The sequence below is a fragment of the Bradyrhizobium sp. PSBB068 genome, assembly GCA_016839165.1.
Classification (GTDB): domain Bacteria; phylum Pseudomonadota; class Alphaproteobacteria; order Rhizobiales; family Xanthobacteraceae; genus Bradyrhizobium.
Window position 1 is genome coordinate 7,186,788 of record CP069300.1, and the last position, 15,559, is coordinate 7,202,346.

Here is a 15,559-nt window from a genome sequence, read left to right on the forward strand (position 1 = left end):
AGTAAACCCGTCATCCTGACAGCTTGTGAAGCTTTCGGGTTTTGCCTTTTACGTCTGTAGGTCGGGTGGGTTTGGTTTTTTGCGCAGCTGCGGCCGGGTGGCCGATGTGGTGTTTAAGCGCTGTAGAGCCGATGCCCTTGTAAGACGTTGTTGGTGAGGGCGAACCAGAGCGCGACGGCACGGACCTTTTCAAGGCCGCGTACGGTGAGTTGCCGCAGGCCCCAGTTGCGCCATCGAGCGTGGATGCACTCGCAGATCGATCGGAGCTTGTACTGGGCCTTGCCCGGCTCGCTTGCCATCCGTGCCCGCCAAGCCAACACGCCCGGGCCGTCGCCGCGCCGCGGCAGGTAGGGATCGGTACCGTGCTTGGATTGCGTGGGCGGACAATAGACCTCAACCCCTTGATCATGCGCCCACTCGATGTCCTCGGCACTGCCAAAGCCGCCATCAACGAGATGGCGGCCCGGAAGGCGGCCGGTCCGCGCGCGCAAGCGATCTAGCATTGGCTGCATGAGGCCGCGATCGGAACCAATATTGGTCACGTCGAGCCCGGCCACGATCTGCTCGCCGGCCGCGCTCGCCACCTGCACATTGTATCCTGGCCGGAAGCCGCCGTCGGCCATCTTCATGACGCGGGCGTCGGGGTCCGTCGTAGAGGCGCGCGGCTCCTTCGGCGTCTTGCCGTTGTTGCGCTTGTCTTCGCGCGCCTGGCGCTGCCGCTTGATCTCGGCGAGCGCGGCCTGCGCTGCCTTCAGGCGTTCGGTGCGCTCACGCGCCGCTCGCTCCTTGGCCGCCTTGATGCGCTGGTTGCTGGCATCGGAGCGCGCCTCGACCTCGCGTTTGAGCTCCGCCACGATCGTCTGCGCGGTCTCCAAATGGTGATCGAGTGTCTGTTCTCGCCGGAACGAGGCGGCCCCGGCGCTCGCCCGGATCCGCACGCCGTCCTGCGCCAGCTTGCTGAGGTCGACCAGGCCCACCTCCGCCAAGGCCGCAAGATGTTCGGCGAGCAGCCGATCGAGCAGATCGGCGCATCCGACCCGGAAGTCCGCCAGCGTATGGTAGTTCACCGAGACCCCGCCACACAGCCAGCGATAGACATCGTGGCTCTCGCACAGCCGCTCCAGGGCGCGAGCGCTTCCTACCCCGTCGCTGGTCGCATAGAGCCACAGTGCCAGCAAAAGCCGTGGCGACGTCGCCGGATGACCCGGCCTCTCGCCCCGCGCCTTGATCCGATCTTCAAGCTCGCGCAGCTCGAGCCCGTCGACATAGCACCAGATCACCCGCGCCGGATGATCTTCCCCGATCAGGCTATCGATATCCACCGCCCGCAGTTCAATCTGATCGCGCTGCGGCTCGCGCAGACGCGGCAAACCCGCTGGCGCCGCATCAGTTTGCGGCTTCGGCTGCTCCGGCAGTTCTCCAAACAGCTGGTCTTCAGCCATCTCCCGCTCTCCCGCAATTCAGCGATTGCAGGGAATCACATCCCCCATCCCTCCCGCTACATCTTTCGCCCAAGCCACAAAAATTCACACGCTCTGAGGAGCGCGTCTCGAAGGGGCGACGGCCCTGCTGATGGCCGTGCATCCTTCGAGACGCCGCTTCGCGGCTCCTCAAGATGACGGGTTAGACACGCCGCGCCGCTTCGCTCGACGGCACAGGTGAATTCCATTCATCTCCGTTGAAGACAAACCTTTTGTCGCCGCACCTGCCTCCCGGCACTCTCCGTCCAAAGCGGAGAGCACGCGATGCGGCAATTGACTTATGTCGGCGGCAACAAGGTCGAATGGTGGGACGTTCCCGAGCCCCATCTGCAAGATGATCGCGACGCGCTGGTGCAGCCGCTCGCGGTGACGCGCTGCGATCTCGATCTTGCGATCGTCCACGGCCGATCGCGGCTGCCCGGTCCGTTTGCGCTCGGGCACGAGACCGCCGGCCGCATCACCGCCGTCGGCGATCAGGTGAAGAATTTCGCGCCCGGCGATCTCGTCATCGTTCCGTTCCAGATCAGTTGCGGCGCCTGCGACCGCTGCCGGCGCGGCCACACCAATGCCTGCGCGGCGGTGCCGTTCCGGTCGTCTTACGGATTGAAGCCGGTCTGCGGCGTCGAATATGGCGGCGGACTGTCCGACCTGATCCGCGTTCCGTTCGCCGATCACATGCTGGTCCGCCAGCCCGAAGGCCATCCCCTCTCGCAAACCGCCGGGTTGGCCGACGGCGCGACCGACGGCTTCAGCGCGGTGACACGCTGGCTCGAGCAGCGGCCCGGCGCGGATGTGCTGGTGATCGGCGGCTTCGCGCAATCGCTCGCGATGTTCGCGGTGCAGGCGGCGGTGGCGCATGGCGCGGGCCGCGTCGTCTATCTCGACGATCATGCGCCGCGCCTCGCAAAGGCGAAGTCGCTCGGCGCCGACGTCGTCGAAGCGCCGGCCGGCCTCATGATGGAGCCGCCCGGCCTGTTTCCGATCGTGATCGATGCGGCTGCGACCGACGCCAGCATCCTGCTGGCATTCCGCGCGACGGAACCGAACGGCGTCTGCCAGCGCATGTATGGCGACTTCGCCGAGACCACGCCGGTGCCGCTCCGGCACATGTACGGCGTCGGCATCACCTTGAGGGTCTCGCGTGTCAATGTCCGCGCCGATTTGCCCGATTGCGTCGCCCATGTTGCGGCAGGTCATTACCATCCCGAGCATGTGATCACGCGCCGCGTCCGTTTCGACGACGCGCATGAGGCGATCGGCGACCCGACCATTCGCGTCGCCTTCGTTCGCGATGGCATTGCCTGAGAGGGACCGTTAGGCTCGCTCCAACCAACAAGCCAGGGAGCGACCCATGTCCGATGCAGATACCGTGCTCGTCGAGCGCGATGGTCCCGTCACCATCATCTCAATCAACCGCCCGCACAACCGCAACGCGGTCGACGGCGCGACAGCACGCAAGCTGTATGACGCATTCCTCGCCTTCGACGCCGACGCCAGCGCATCGGTCGCGGTGTTCACCGGCACCGGCGGCTATTTCTGCGCCGGCGCCGATTTGAAAGCGGTGGCGGCGGGCGATCCCGAGAAGAAGCGCGAGGTCGGCGGCCACAACACGATCGCGCCGATGGGGCCGAGCCGGCTGCGGCTCTCGAAGCCAGTCATTGCCGCGATCGAGGGCTTTGCGGTCGCCGGCGGCATGGAGCTTGCGCTGTGGGCCGACATGCGCGTGGTCGCGGAGGACGCGACCTTCGGCGTGTTCTGCCGCCGCTTCGGCGTGCCGCTGATCGATCTCGGCACCATCCGCCTGCCGCGATTGATCGGCCATTCGCAGGCGATCGATCTGATCCTCACCGGACGCCCGGTCGGTGGCCCCGAGGCGCATCGCATGGGACTTGCCAACCGGCTGGTGCCGAAGGGCGAGACGCGCGCGCACGCCGTCGCGCTTGCCAAGGACATCGCGAAATTCCCGCAGACCTGCATGCGGGCCGACCGGCTGTCGGCACTGCGGCAATGGGACCTCGACGAGGAAGAGGCGATCAGGAACGAAATGCGCGGCGGGCTCGACGTGATCGCCTCAGGCGAGACGCTGTCGGGGGCGACGCGCTTTGCCTCGGGCATCGGCCGTCACGGCGCGTTCGGCACCGAGGACGGGAACGGGTAGCCCGGCTCGACCAACCCGGCGCGCATCGAGCCGCGGACGGGAAGGCACTGCAGGCCATGCTTCCCTGCCATCACCGTCGGCGACATCGTCGCGACCCAGCGTGCGCTGCTCGACGAGCCCGGCATCGAGCAGCGCGTTGCGATCGTCGGCCCACAAGCAGGGCGACGCTGAAAATGCGCGCATTGAGAAGCGGTTGTCACAAAAATCCTGTTGTCGTCCTGCGCCGGGCTCGTCTACCACTGGCGTCGGAAGTTCAGGACATTTTTCAACGTGATTGGTCGATCGCTTTATTTCGGTTCGCGAGCGCGGCGGGCCATGCATGACATTCTCGGCGGCAGCGCGGCCAGTGTGCTCGGCATCACCTTCGGCCTGTCCTACGCGTTGCTGATCTTCGCCGGACCGTTGGCGCCCTATCTGTCATACGGCATCGCGGCGACATTCATCTCGTCGGCGGTGCTTGCGACCTTGATCGCGCTCGGCAGCTCGCTGCCGTTCGCAGTCGCCGGCCCTGACAGCTCCACCGCGGCGGTGACCGGCATCCTGATGGCCTCGCTGGTCGAGCGCATCGGCGCCGCCAACCCGACTGCGCCGCTGCTCACACCAGTGCTGATCACGCTGGGGCTCTCGACCATCGTCACCGGCATCGTGTTGTGCTGCCTCGGGCTGACGCGGTTCGGCCGCGCCATCCGCTACGTGCCTTACCCCGTGGTCGGCGGATTCCTCGGCGCGACCGGCCTGTTGATCGTGCTCGGCGCAATCAGGGTGATCACCGGTTACCCCGTGCAGCTCGGCACCCTCATCCACTTCACCAATATCATCACGATCTCCGAGCTCAGCGCCGCCTGCGCGATGGCGCTGGTGCTGTATCTGACCTGGCATCGATCGCGCACCCCGTTTGGGCTGCCGATCATCCTGGTCGGCGGGGTGATCGTGGCGCATCTGGTGTTCTGGATCATCGGCATCACGCCAGAGGAAGCTCACCTGACCGGCTGGACCTTCGAGCCGCCGCCGGCATCGACCTTCATGCTGCCGTGGCACGCGGCGGAGATTGCGCATTATCCGTGGTCGGCGGTGCCGGATCTGCTCGGCAACCTGATCGCCGTGGTCTTCGTCACGGCGGCGAGCACGCTGTTCAACACCACCGGCATCGAGGTCGCGGTGCATCGCGAGGCCAATCTCGAGCGCGAGCTCAACATCACCGGCTTCGCCAATATCCTGACCGGCGCGCTGGCCGGCTATGCCGGCTGCATCTCGGTCAGCCGCTCGATCCTCAATTTCTCCAGCGGCGGGCGTGGCCCGCTGTCGGGACTGACGGTCGCCGCGATCTCGCTGCTGATGCTGGCGGTGGCGCCGCAGCTGCCCGGCTACATGCCGAAATTCGTGCTCGGCGGGCTGCTGATCTATCTCGGCGCCGACCAGCTGCACAAATGGATGATCGAATCGCGCAAGCGGCTGTCGAAGACCGAGTATGTCTCGCTGCTCGCGATCATCGTCATCATCGTGGCCTGGGGCTTCGTGCCCGGCATCCTGATCGGCGTCATCATCGGCTGCGCCACCTTTGCGCTCAGCGCAGCGCGGGTCGAGGCGATCAAATACGGTTTCGACGGCTCGGAGTACCGCAGCTCGCTGGATCGCTCGCGCGACGACCGGAACGTGCTGCAGGCGCACGGCGGCAAGATCCAGGGGCTGACCTTGCAGAGCTACCTGTTCTTCGGCTCCGCCAACCGGCTGTACCAGCACGTCAAGGCGCTGCTGCGCGAGCGGGCGGAGTGCCGCTACCTGCTGTTCGACTTCAAGCTCGTCACCGGCGTCGATTCATCGGCGGCCTACAGCTTTGCGCAGATCAAGCGCAGCGCGCATGAGGTCGGCGTCGAGCTGGTGCTGGTGCATCTGTCGGCCAAGGCCGAACAGGTGCTGCGCGCCAGCGATTTCATTACCGAGGGCGTCTCCGTGATCGACGAGCTCGATCATGCGCTGGAATGGTGCGAGAACCAGATCATCGCACAGCACCAGGACCTCGCGCAGGAAGAGGCCGATCTGCGCGGCTGGTTCACCGGGCTGCTCGACAATGAAGGCGATGCCGATACGTTGATCCGGCGCTGCCAGCGGATCGAGGTCGACGCCGGCGAGGTCATCGTGCACGCCGGCGACGCCGCCGATTCCATGCACTTCATCCTCGACGGCCGCGTCGGCATCATGGTGCCCGCCGACGACGGCCGCACCACGCGCGTGCGCAGCCTCGGCCGCTACACCACGATCGGCGAGATGGGCCTCGTCGCGAACACTCCACGCAGCGCCACAATCCAGGCCGAGATGCCGAGCGTGCTCTATGTGCTGAACACCCGCCAGTTCGCGGCGATCCGCGACGAGGACCCCGAGCTCAGCCACAAGCTGCTGACCTATTTCGTGTCGGTCATGGCGGAGCGGCTGACTTTCGCGAACCGCACCATCGCGGTGCTGCGGCGCTAAAGTAGTCCCCGGCTTTCGCTCGCCGCGAGCTGATCCATCAGCGCCTTGTCGTCATAGCGCGCGAGCGAGAGGCTGCGGGCGAAGGCGGGCACCGGCGCGCCGACCACGGCACAGGCGCAGAGATCGCCTGTAGCGCAGGCGCCCATTGTGCCGTAGCCGGACAGCGCAGTGGCGAGGAACACGCCTGGCGTCTTCGCGGCGCCGATCAGCGGCCAGTTTTCCTTCGTCATCGGATAGTAGCCGCCGTAGTGCACCCGGTCGCGCGGCAACGCAGCGAGATACTGCGCAAGGCGCGGCTGCAGCCGGCTCGCCGCCCGCAGCACGACTTCGGGGAAATAGGAATTCAGCTCCGGCTCGCGGACCGGCGCGGTGATCTGCTCTTCGTTGAAGGCCCAGCCGAGCTTGATCCACTCGCCGTGATCGCCGCCGTCGGGCCGACAATGGATGCTGCCCGGCATCGGCGCCAGCAGGCGCGCGAATTCCGGCGCCGCCGCGAGCTCCGCGCGCTCGTCGTCGGACCATGCCAACGTCTGGCCGTCGAGATCGATCGCAAACGGCATCTTGCGATCGACCGCGCGGTTACGGTCGGCGAACGCGATCTTCTGCTGCAGCACATTGACGATCGGAAGCCGCTCGCCATGCATTGCCGCGACCTGCGCGGCGAACGGGCCCGCGGCATTGACGATGATATCGGCCCTGATGGTCTGTCGCACGCCATCGGCCAGCACCTCGACGGCGAAGCGATCGGCCTTCGCAAGGCCGACCACTTTGGCCTGCTGGAATTGCGCGCCCAACGGCCGCATGGTTTCCAGCATGTACTGGCCAAGCTGCTGACCGCTGATGTCACCCGCCCTGCGGATATGCAGCGCGGTCGAGACCTCCTTGTCGAAGGTCGGGTAGTGCGGCTGAATCAGGTCGCGGCCGAGCAGCACGTCGACGCCGTCAGGCGCGGTCTGCCAGTCCGCCGAATGCGGCGGCACATAGCCGCGGCTTGCGCCTTCATGCAGGCGGATCAGCTTGGCGGCCTGTGCGCCATAGCCGGCGTAGAGCTGCTGCAACAGCTCGTCGGACTTCGTCTCACGCGTGACCAGGAGATAGCCGCGCCGCGTCATGTGGATGCGGTTGTCGCTGCGGCGCGCGATCTCCTCCATCAGATCGGTGGAGTGATTGGTAAAGTCCGCCATCGTCGGATGCGGCCACCAATTGCGGTAGTTCTCGCCCGACTGCGCCGAGGTCAGCGCCATCGGCTGTCCCTCATCGACGATCAACAGGCGCGAACGCTTGTGCTGGACGGCGAGGTAGTAGGCCGTGGCGATGCCGACAATGCCCGCACCGATCACCAGGATTTCGACGTCATTGGTCTTCACACGCATTCTCCGATCGGCCCGCGGCGGCGCCGGCAATAGTTCATTGGGTCCTGATGTCGATCAGACCGGAGCAGCATCGCGCAACGCCTGGCGCTGCGCCGAGCGCAACGTCTTCTGCGTCTCCTCGATATGATCGCGCAGCAGCCGGACGGCCTTCTTGACCTCGCCGTCGCGGCAGAATTCAAGCAGCCTGTAGTGCTCGCGCTGCGGACGCTCCTTGCCGGTCGCCTGCGACACCAGTGCCCGGGTAAAGCGGCCGACATGACCGTAATTCGCCTCGATCATGGAGAGCAGGCGCGGACGATTGCACGGCGCATAGAGCGTGGCGTGGAATTTCCAGTTGAAGGCGCCCCATTGCGCGGGATCGGGCTCGGCGTCGTAGGCACGAAGTATCTTCGTTGCCTCCTCGAGATCGATCACGCCCATCGCGGGGATCGCCAAGCGCAAGGCATGGCACTCGAGCGCGATACGGATCTCAAGCAGCTCGATCACCTCGTCGATCGACAGGTCAGAAACGACAGCGCCGCGATTCGGCAGGAAGGTGACAAAACCTTCGGCCTCGAGCTGGCGCAACGCCTCGCGCACCGGGATGCGGCTGGTTCCGAACCGCGCGGCGAGCTCGTCCTGGCGCAGCTGCAATCCGGGCGCCAGCTCGCCGGAGCTGATCGCAACCCGCAGCGCCTCGCGCACGGTGTCCGGCGCGGAACCGTGGGGCCCGGCTCCTCGATGGCTTGCGGCGGTTACAGGTTCCATGCGGCGTCTCGCTGGTGAGCTCGGACTGAGATATCCGACTGAGCCAGGATTGTATAAAATCTGTTTGGTGATTATGCAATGCTGTGTATAAAATCTTGACCGATCGTATCCAGAACTATCGAGATCTGCGAGCGCCTGATGAATCGACCCGTCAAGACATTGATTTATACAGCATTTCTTTCAGCGGCGGTCTCCGCTCCGGCGCAGGCGCAGTCCCCCAACGGCACGCTGGCCAAGATCCGCGACACCGGAGAAATCCGGCTCGGGCACCGCGACGTCTCGGTACCGTTCTCCTATCTCGACGACAACCAGAAGCCGGTTGGCTTCGCGATGGACCTCTGCGCGCGGATCGTCGATGCGGTGAAGGGCGAGCTGAAGCTGCCCGCGCTGCAGACCAGGCTGCAGCCGATCCAGCTCTCCACCCAGATACCGCTGATCGAGAACGGGACCATCGATATCGTCTGCGGACCCGCGACCAACACGCTGGAGCGGCAGAAGGTCGTCGCCTTCAGTGACACGATCTTCGTGTCGAGCATCCGCGCTGTCGTGCGGAAGGACGCGCCGATCAGGGCCTTCGAGGACCTCGGCGGCCGGCCGGTCTCGCTGACCTCGGGCTCGACCTCGATCGGGCTGTTGAGTGCGCGCGCCCAAGCGAACAACTTTCAGACCAAGAACATCCTGACGCCGGACCATGCCGCGTCGTTCCTCGCGCTGACCACCGGGCGCAGCGAGGCCTTCGTGATGGACGACATTTTGCTGGCGAGCCTGATCGCCGGCAGCCCCACCCCGTCGGACTGGCGCATCATCGACGACAGCCTGCGCACCGAGCCCTACGGACTGATCCTTCGCAAGGGCGATCCGGAGTTCAAGGCGCTGGTCGACAAGACGCTGGCCGCGATGATGAAGAGCGGCGAATTCCAGGAGCTCTACGCCAAATGGTTCACGCGGCCGATTCCGCCGAAGAACGTGAACCTGAATTTCCCGATGACGGCGCCGCTGAAGGACGCGGTGGCCAACCCGAACGACAAGGGCGTGTGACCGGCCATCGCACGGTCGCGTGCGATGGTCACAGGCATTTCTCCTAGAAATCGACCGTCATCGACAGCCACAACGTGCGCGGCATGCCGCTGATCACATAGCCGGTCGGATTGCCGATCCAGTAATGCTTGTCGAACAGGTTGGTCAGCTGCGCCCTGAACGTGGTCGGACGCCCCGCGAGCGTCGTCGCATAGCGCGCACCGATGTCGAAGGTCGCCCAGTCGGGGACGCTCTGGGTGTTGTCGGCGCTGACATAGGCCCGTCTGGTGTAGATCGCGCGCGCCGTCGCGGTGAGGCCGGGCACGAAGGGCGTATCCCATTCGACGCCGAGATTGCCCTGCAGGCCGGGCGCGCCGATCGCATGATTGCCGTCGTAGAGATGGCCTTGGGTCTGGGTCAGCCGGGCATCGAGCCAGGTCACGCCGCCGAGGACGCGCACGCCCGGCGCGACCTCGCCAAAGGTATTGAGCTCGATGCCGCGATTTCTCTGCTGACCGTCGAGGCTGTAGATCTTGGTGAGCGGGTCGATCACGCCGCTCGGTTGGCTGATCTGGAACGCCGCAAGGCTCGCACCGAAGCCGCCGAAATCGAGCTTGGTGCCGACCTCGACCTGCCGAGTCTTGAAGGGCGCAAACACCGCGCTGGTGTTGACCGCGCCGGAGGGCGGCGTCGGCCCGGGCGACAGGCCTTCGATGTAGTTCGCATAAAGCGACAGCTGCTTGACAGGCCTGACCACGAGGGCGATCGACGGTGACGTCGCGCTCTGGTCGTAATGCGTTGTCTCCAGCCCGCTGACCGGCGCGTAGCTGTTTGCGATCACCTGCTGCTGGCGTGCGCCGACGATCAGTTGCAGCATCCCGCCCATCGTCGTGAGCGTATCGGCGACGCCGACGCTGCGCAGCCCGAGGAAGCCGGACTTGCCCTCGGGGAATGTCGATACCGGCGTGCCCGCGGTCGCCAGCAGGGTCGGACTGTAGATGTTGGTGAGATAGGTCCCGTAGTTGGTCTGGCCAAGCCAATCGGTCCGGTTCTGCGCGCTGCCGCTGACCACCACCTCATGGCCGATCGGGCCGGTATCGAAACGCGCGCGCACGCCGGCCTCACCGGAGATCGACTCGGACTTGCCGGTCTGGAAGCGGGATGTGCCCAACGCATCGCCCGCTGTGTTGAGGATCGTCGCGCCCGGATCTTCCCGCTTGTCGTAGCGGAATTCGTTGCCGCCGATCGCACCGAACACGGTGACATTGTTGCTCAGATCGTATTCCGCACGGGTCAGTCCGGTCAGGCTGCGCGACCGCGCGTAGTCGAATGGCTGCGCCAGATTGATGCGCGGATCGGGTGCGTTCGGAAGGGCTATGCCGGACACCGGCGTATAGCCGCGCTGCGCCGCCTTCATCCAGTCGTCCTGGGAGATGATGTCCGCGGACCAGCGGAATCGCTCTCCGTGATAGTCTACGCCAAGCGAGCCGAAGCCGTTGCGCGCGGATTGCCGGTCGATGGTGGTGTTGCCGCCGTCGATTCCTCCGTTGAAGCGAACGCCCCACTCCTTCTGTTCGCCGTAGCGGCGCGCGAGGTCGAGCTCCGTTCCGAATCGTCCATCCGAGATGTAGCCGGCGGTCAGGCGCGTGAGGTCTTCCGCTGCCCGCTTGGTCACGACATTGACCGTGCCGCCGATGCTCCCCTGCGGGGCCATGCCGTTGAGGAAGGCAGCCGGTCCCTTGAGCAGCTCGATACGCTCGAGCGGCGCCGGGTTGACGCGATAGGCCGGCACCAGACCGTAGAGCCCGTTCAAGGCGATTTCGCTGTTCTCGATCCGGAAACCGCGGATGGTCAACGCATCGTAGCGGTTGCTGCTGCCGATCGCTGCGCGCACCGACGGATCGGAATTCGTCAGCACTTCCGCGACGCTGGTCGCCTGCTGATCGCGGATCGTCTTCTCCGTGTAGCTCGTCTGGCTGTACGGCGTGTCCATATAGTCCTTGTTGCCGAGCAGGCCGAGTTGCCCGCCGCGCGCGACCTGGCCGCCGATATAGGGCACCGGCAACGCCGCCTGCTGCGCACCGGCGGTCGGTGTGGCCGCTGGTGTCGGCGCGTGCTCACGCCTGCTCGCCTGATGCGATGCCGACGAGCGCGCCGACCGCGACGATGACGGCCTGCGAACCGGCGTGCTTCGATGCTGTGGCGCGGCCACGACGACCGGCGGAAGGGACGTGGCACCGCTTGCGGGTGGCTGCTCCAGCGTCTGCGCGAGCGAAGGAATTGCAGTCAGCAGCAGAGATGCGCATGCCAGTCGGAATGCGCATGGAACGTTTGAGGTGACGAGCATGAAGTCCCCAGAGTCTTCTTCTTGGTTTCGCGTCGAACATCGTCAGAGTTCGAGCGCGACCCACCGGGGCATAAACAGCATGCGCTGTGACGCCAACTAGAACGCATCTAAGAGAGGGGACGAAGCTTGGCCGCACGCTGCGACATCGATGTGGAAGATTCCACGCTTGGATCATTGTTTCGTTGAAGGCTGCGCGCTTATGCGGCCTTCAGACAACCATTTCGAGATTAGAGAGATTCTCGATGCGATCGCCGTCGCGGTCGAACGCGGTGAATTGTCGCAGCCTCTGAATGTCGGCAAACGATCGACAAGAGCGTGTGATCAAACAAAAGCCCGGCCCTGATTCAATCAGAGCCGGGCTTGAGCGAGCACACGATGACGGCGATCAGACGCCGGCCATCATCACGTATTTGATCTCGACATATTCATCCATGCCGTGGCGCGAGCCTTCGCGGCCGAGGCCACTTTCCTTGACGCCGCCGAACGGGGCGACCTCGGTCGTGATCAGGCCGGAGTTGACGCCGACCATGCCCGATTCCAGCGCTTCCGCGACGCGCCAGACCCGGCCGATGTCGCGCGAATAGAAGTAGGAGGCGAGACCGAACGGCGAGGCGTTGCACATCGCGATCACGTCGGCCTCGTCCTTGAAGCGGATCACAGGCGCGAGCGGGCCGAAGGTCTCCTCCTGCGCCACCAGCGCGTCGGGCCGCACGTCCGACAGCACCGTCGGCTCGAAGAAACTGCGGCCGAGCGCGGAGCGCTTGCCGCCGGTCACGATCTTGGCGCCGCCCTTCACGGCGTCGGCAATGTGACGCTCGACCTTCTCGATCGCCTTCATGTTGATCAGCGGCCCCTGGGTCACGCCGGCCTCCGTGCCGTCGCCGATCTTCATCTCGGCGACCTTCTTCGACAGCTTCGAGACGAACTGGTCGTAGATCTTGTCCTGGGCATAGAGACGGTTGGCGCAGACGCAGGTCTGGCCCATGTTGCGGTACTTCGAGACGATGGCGCCTTCGACCGCGGCGTCGATGTCGGCATCGTCGAACACCACGAACGGCGCGTTGCCGCCGAGCTCGAGGCCGAGCTTCTTCACGCCGACCGCGGCCTGCCGATACAGGATCTTGCCGACATTGGTCGAGCCGGTGAAGCCGACGAAGCGCACCGCCGGATGCTCACACAGCACCTGCCCGATCGGAGGCGCATCGCCGGTGATGATGTTGAGCACGCCCTTCGGCACGCCGGCCTTCTCGGCCAGCACCGCGAGCGCGAGCGCCGACAGCGGCGTCTCGTTGGCGGGCTTCAGCACCACCGTGCAGCCGGCCGCCAGCGCCGGCGACACCTTGCGGGTGATCATCGAGTTCGGAAAGTTCCACGGCGTGATGGCGCCGCAGACACCGATCGGCTGCCGGATCGCAAGCAGGCGCGCGTCGGCACGCTGGGTCGGAATGGTCTCGCCATAGACGCGGCGCGCCTCCTCGGCGAAGAATTCGACATAGGCGGCGCCGATGTCGACCTCGCCGAGCGCTTCCGCGAGCGGCTTGCCCTGCTCGGAAGTCAGGATCAGCGCGAGATCCTCGCGGTTGGCGATGATCAGGTCGAACCATTTACGCAGGATGTTGGACCGCTGCTTGGCGGTCAGCTTGGCCCAGGCCGGAAACGCGCGCTGCGCAGCCTCGACGGCCTTGGTTGCATCGTCGGCGCCCAGCTGCGCGATCTTGATCAGTTCGACGCCGGTGGCCGGATTGTTGACGGCGAATTCGGGGGTGCCGACCCAGGCGCCGTCGATATAGCAGCGGTCGCGCAGCAGTGACGGATCCTTCAGGCGGTCGTGCAGGGAAGCGGCGGATTGCGTGGCGCGTACGGCAGCGGGCGGGGTCATGGCGTTACTCCTGGAATGTCTTTGGAGGGTATTGGCCGCCTATATAGGCGGAAAGCCGCTGCGATGCACTGGCCGCCGGCGCGACCCTGCTTGGACTCAAACGCGACACCGTTGCGAGCTGTTGTTCCCCGGCGATGCAGGGCATCCAACCGCAGCTGCGCAATTTGCGCACTGGGGAATGTCGTCAGATCGCGCCGCCGGACATGTAGGTTTCACGACGGCCGATCATGCGCTCGGCCGCAGCCTTGGCATCCGCCTTGGTCGAGGTCGCGCAGGTCCGATACTCGAGATCGGCCTCGGCCCGCGCATCGCGACGGCCGAACCACGACCTGGTTCCGGTCTGCAGCAGCGCCAGCGCCTGTGCGACATTGTCGACTGCCTCGAACGAGTGCAGCGCGCCGGTACCTGCGTAGCGCACCTCATAGAGGCCCGGGCTGATCGGCGCCTCGATGTTCTCGCCGCGGCCCGGCCGCGGATAGCGCTTCCATTCACTCCATGTCGAAATCATTGCTGCGTCCCCGCAAGGGCCGAAAATGACGAGCCTTTTCGTCAAATCAGGCCCAATCCGCCGCGCCGTTTGTGCAGCGATCTGAATGCGTTAATGCAAAAAATCAGGTCCGAAAATCAGTCTGCCGATCACGTTACCGTGGCCACCCCTGCGGGTCACCGGGACTTGCGCGGAGTCCACCGCAAAATCTGCGCTCGTGGTGAACGTCTTCGTTCCCGCGACCCGGGCTTTCACGACATCGCGACACAATCGCATCGCTTGCCCGCCTTGCGAGACCCGACGAGCGGGAGGATGATCCGCCCACTTCAAAACAAATAAACCCACCGGAGGAAGCCCAATGCAGAGCAAGGCTCAGATCGATCAGGTTTTGCGTCAGAAGAGCGAGGCAAAGGAGATTCCCGGCGTGGTCGCGGTCGCGGCCACCGGCAAGGACGTGATCTACGAGGGCGCTTTCGGCAAGCGCGACCTCTCCAAGAGCGATCCGATGACCGCCGACAGCGTGTTCTGGATCGCATCGATGACCAAGGCGGTGACCTCAGCTGGCGCGATGCAGCTGGTCGAGCAGGGCAAGCTGTCGCTCGATGAGCCGATCGGCAAGCTGCTGCCCGATCTCGCCGCACCGCAGGTGCTCGAGGGCTTCGACGCCAAGGGCGAGCCGAAGCTGCGGCCGGCGAAGGCGCCGATCACGCTGCGCAAGCTCATGACCCACACCGCCGGCTTCTGCTACGACCTGTGGAACGCCGACATGGGGAAATACATGGAGAAGACCGGCACGCCCGGGATCATCTCCTGCCTGAATGCCGCACTGAAGACGCCGCTCGCGAGCGATCCGGGCACCCGCTGGGAATACGGCATCAATATCGACTTCGTCGGCAAGGCCGTCGAAGCCGCATCCGGCAAGAAGCTCGATGCCTATCTGCGTGACAACATGTTCGCGCCGCTCGGCATGAGCGACACGGGCTTCAAGATCTCCGACGACATGCGCAAGCGGCTGGTCGGCATGCACGCGCGGGGCGAGGACGGAGCGCTGGCGGCGATGCCGTTCGAGCTCGAGCAGAATCCGGAATTCCACATGGGCGGCGGCGGGCTGTATTCGACCGCGGCCGACTACATCAAGTTCTGCCGGATGATCCTCAACAAGGGCAAAGGCAACGGCAACCAGCTGCTGAGGCCCGAGACCGTCGCGGCGATGGGGCAGAACCAGATGGGCGATCTCAGCGTCAGCAAGATGACGACGGCGGCGCCGCCTTACACCAACGATGTCGACCTCTATCCGGACCAGGTGAAGAAGTGGGGGCTGAGCTTCCTTATCAACACCGCCAAGACGCCGGAAGGCCGCAGCCCCGGCAGCCTCGCCTGGGCTGGCCTTGCCAACACCTATTACTGGATCGATCCGTCGCGCGATGTCTGCGGCGTGATCCTGACCCAGCTGCTGCCGTTCGCCGACAAGCACAGCCTGGAAGCCTTCGCAGGCTTCGAGAAGGGCATCTATGCCGGGCTCGATGCCGGCAGCGAGCAGCGAGCGGCGTAAGGTTCCAGCCAAGCAACGCGAAATCCCTCCTCTCGCGGGGAGGGATTTT

Annotated in this window: 11 protein-coding genes; 5 read left to right on the forward strand and 6 right to left on the reverse strand. The window is 65.3% G+C overall.

From position 1 onward, the window contains the following. Positions 1–113: 113 nt before the first annotated feature. Positions 114–1,442, reverse strand: a complete 1,329-nt coding sequence (locus JQ507_33335) for an IS1182 family transposase (protein QRI69676.1) — start codon at positions 1,440–1,442, stop codon at positions 114–116. A 303-nt stretch (positions 1,443–1,745) separates the two neighbouring features. On the opposite strand from JQ507_33335, the gene JQ507_33340 reads away from it, so the two are divergent. From JQ507_33340 to JQ507_33350, 3 genes are all read left to right on the forward strand, one after another. Then, complete coding sequence (locus tag JQ507_33340) at positions 1,746–2,786, forward strand: alcohol dehydrogenase catalytic domain-containing protein (protein QRI69677.1); 1,041 nt, start codon at positions 1,746–1,748, stop codon at positions 2,784–2,786. A gap of 46 nt (positions 2,787–2,832) precedes the next feature. Further along, positions 2,833–3,639 carry a crotonase/enoyl-CoA hydratase family protein gene (locus JQ507_33345; GenBank protein QRI69678.1) on the forward strand — a complete coding sequence of 269 codons (807 nt, stop codon included), beginning with the start codon at positions 2,833–2,835 and terminating at the stop codon, positions 3,637–3,639. Between the two features lie 315 nt (positions 3,640–3,954). After that, positions 3,955–6,108: an SLC26A/SulP transporter family protein gene (locus tag JQ507_33350; GenBank protein ID QRI69679.1), complete on the forward strand. Its 2,154-nt coding sequence runs from the start codon at positions 3,955–3,957 to the stop codon at positions 6,106–6,108. Here the strand turns inward: JQ507_33350 and JQ507_33355 are convergent. Both JQ507_33355 and JQ507_33360 read right to left on the reverse strand, forming a co-directional pair. After that, positions 6,105–7,481, reverse strand: coding sequence for an FAD-binding oxidoreductase (locus tag JQ507_33355; GenBank protein ID QRI69680.1), 1,377 nt, complete (start codon positions 7,479–7,481; stop codon positions 6,105–6,107). The genes JQ507_33350 and JQ507_33355 overlap by 4 nt on opposite strands. 54 nt (positions 7,482–7,535) lie before the next feature. Then, positions 7,536–8,228, reverse strand: coding sequence for a GntR family transcriptional regulator (locus tag JQ507_33360; protein ID QRI69681.1), 693 nt, complete (start codon positions 8,226–8,228; stop codon positions 7,536–7,538). A gap of 138 nt (positions 8,229–8,366) precedes the next feature. On the opposite strand from JQ507_33360, the gene JQ507_33365 reads away from it, so the two are divergent. Continuing rightward, on the forward strand, positions 8,367–9,266 hold the full coding sequence (locus JQ507_33365; GenBank protein ID QRI69682.1) for an amino acid ABC transporter substrate-binding protein: 900 nt from the start codon (positions 8,367–8,369) through the stop codon (positions 9,264–9,266). 43 nt (positions 9,267–9,309) lie between these two features. On the opposite strand, the gene JQ507_33370 is transcribed toward JQ507_33365, so the two are convergent. The 3 genes from JQ507_33370 to JQ507_33380 all read right to left on the reverse strand — a co-directional run bounded on the left by JQ507_33370 (position 9,310) and on the right by JQ507_33380 (position 13,979). Then, positions 9,310–11,310 (reverse strand): TonB-dependent siderophore receptor, encoded by a 2,001-nt coding sequence (locus tag JQ507_33370; protein ID QRI69683.1) that lies wholly within the window; start codon positions 11,308–11,310, stop codon positions 9,310–9,312. Positions 11,311–11,977: 667 nt separating this feature from the next. Continuing rightward, entirely contained in the window at positions 11,978–13,471 is a 1,494-nt protein-coding gene (locus JQ507_33375) for an NAD-dependent succinate-semialdehyde dehydrogenase (GenBank protein QRI69684.1), read from the reverse strand. A gap of 184 nt (positions 13,472–13,655) precedes the next feature. Further along, entirely contained in the window at positions 13,656–13,979 is a 324-nt protein-coding gene (locus JQ507_33380; protein ID QRI69685.1) for a hypothetical protein, read from the reverse strand. A 337-nt stretch (positions 13,980–14,316) separates the two neighbouring features. Between JQ507_33380 and JQ507_33385 the strand changes: the two genes are divergently transcribed. Then, the gene (locus JQ507_33385) at positions 14,317–15,510 is read left to right on the forward strand and encodes a beta-lactamase family protein (GenBank protein QRI69686.1); all 1,194 of its coding nucleotides are present in this window, start codon (positions 14,317–14,319) and stop codon (positions 15,508–15,510) included. Positions 15,511–15,559: the final 49 nt, after the last annotated feature.

What these genes read in the sequence shown, in the direction of transcription:
- JQ507_33335 (QRI69676.1), bottom strand. Translation starts at nt 1,442, where the DNA reads ATGGCTGAAGACCAGCTGTTTGGAGAACTGCCGGAGCAGCCGAAGCCG.
- JQ507_33340 (QRI69677.1), top strand. Translation starts at nt 1,746, where the DNA reads ATGCGGCAATTGACTTATGTCGGCGGCAACAAGGTCGAATGGTGGGAC.
- JQ507_33345 (QRI69678.1), top strand. Translation starts at nt 2,833, where the DNA reads ATGTCCGATGCAGATACCGTGCTCGTCGAGCGCGATGGTCCCGTCACC.
- JQ507_33350 (QRI69679.1), top strand. Translation starts at nt 3,955, where the DNA reads ATGCATGACATTCTCGGCGGCAGCGCGGCCAGTGTGCTCGGCATCACC.
- JQ507_33355 (QRI69680.1), bottom strand. Translation starts at nt 7,481, where the DNA reads ATGCGTGTGAAGACCAATGACGTCGAAATCCTGGTGATCGGTGCGGGC.
- JQ507_33360 (QRI69681.1), bottom strand. Translation starts at nt 8,228, where the DNA reads ATGGAACCTGTAACCGCCGCAAGCCATCGAGGAGCCGGGCCCCACGGT.
- JQ507_33365 (QRI69682.1), top strand. Translation starts at nt 8,367, where the DNA reads ATGAATCGACCCGTCAAGACATTGATTTATACAGCATTTCTTTCAGCG.
- JQ507_33375 (QRI69684.1), bottom strand. Translation starts at nt 13,471, where the DNA reads ATGACCCCGCCCGCTGCCGTACGCGCCACGCAATCCGCCGCTTCCCTG.
- JQ507_33380 (QRI69685.1), bottom strand. Translation starts at nt 13,979, where the DNA reads ATGATTTCGACATGGAGTGAATGGAAGCGCTATCCGCGGCCGGGCCGC.
- JQ507_33385 (QRI69686.1), top strand. Translation starts at nt 14,317, where the DNA reads ATGCAGAGCAAGGCTCAGATCGATCAGGTTTTGCGTCAGAAGAGCGAG.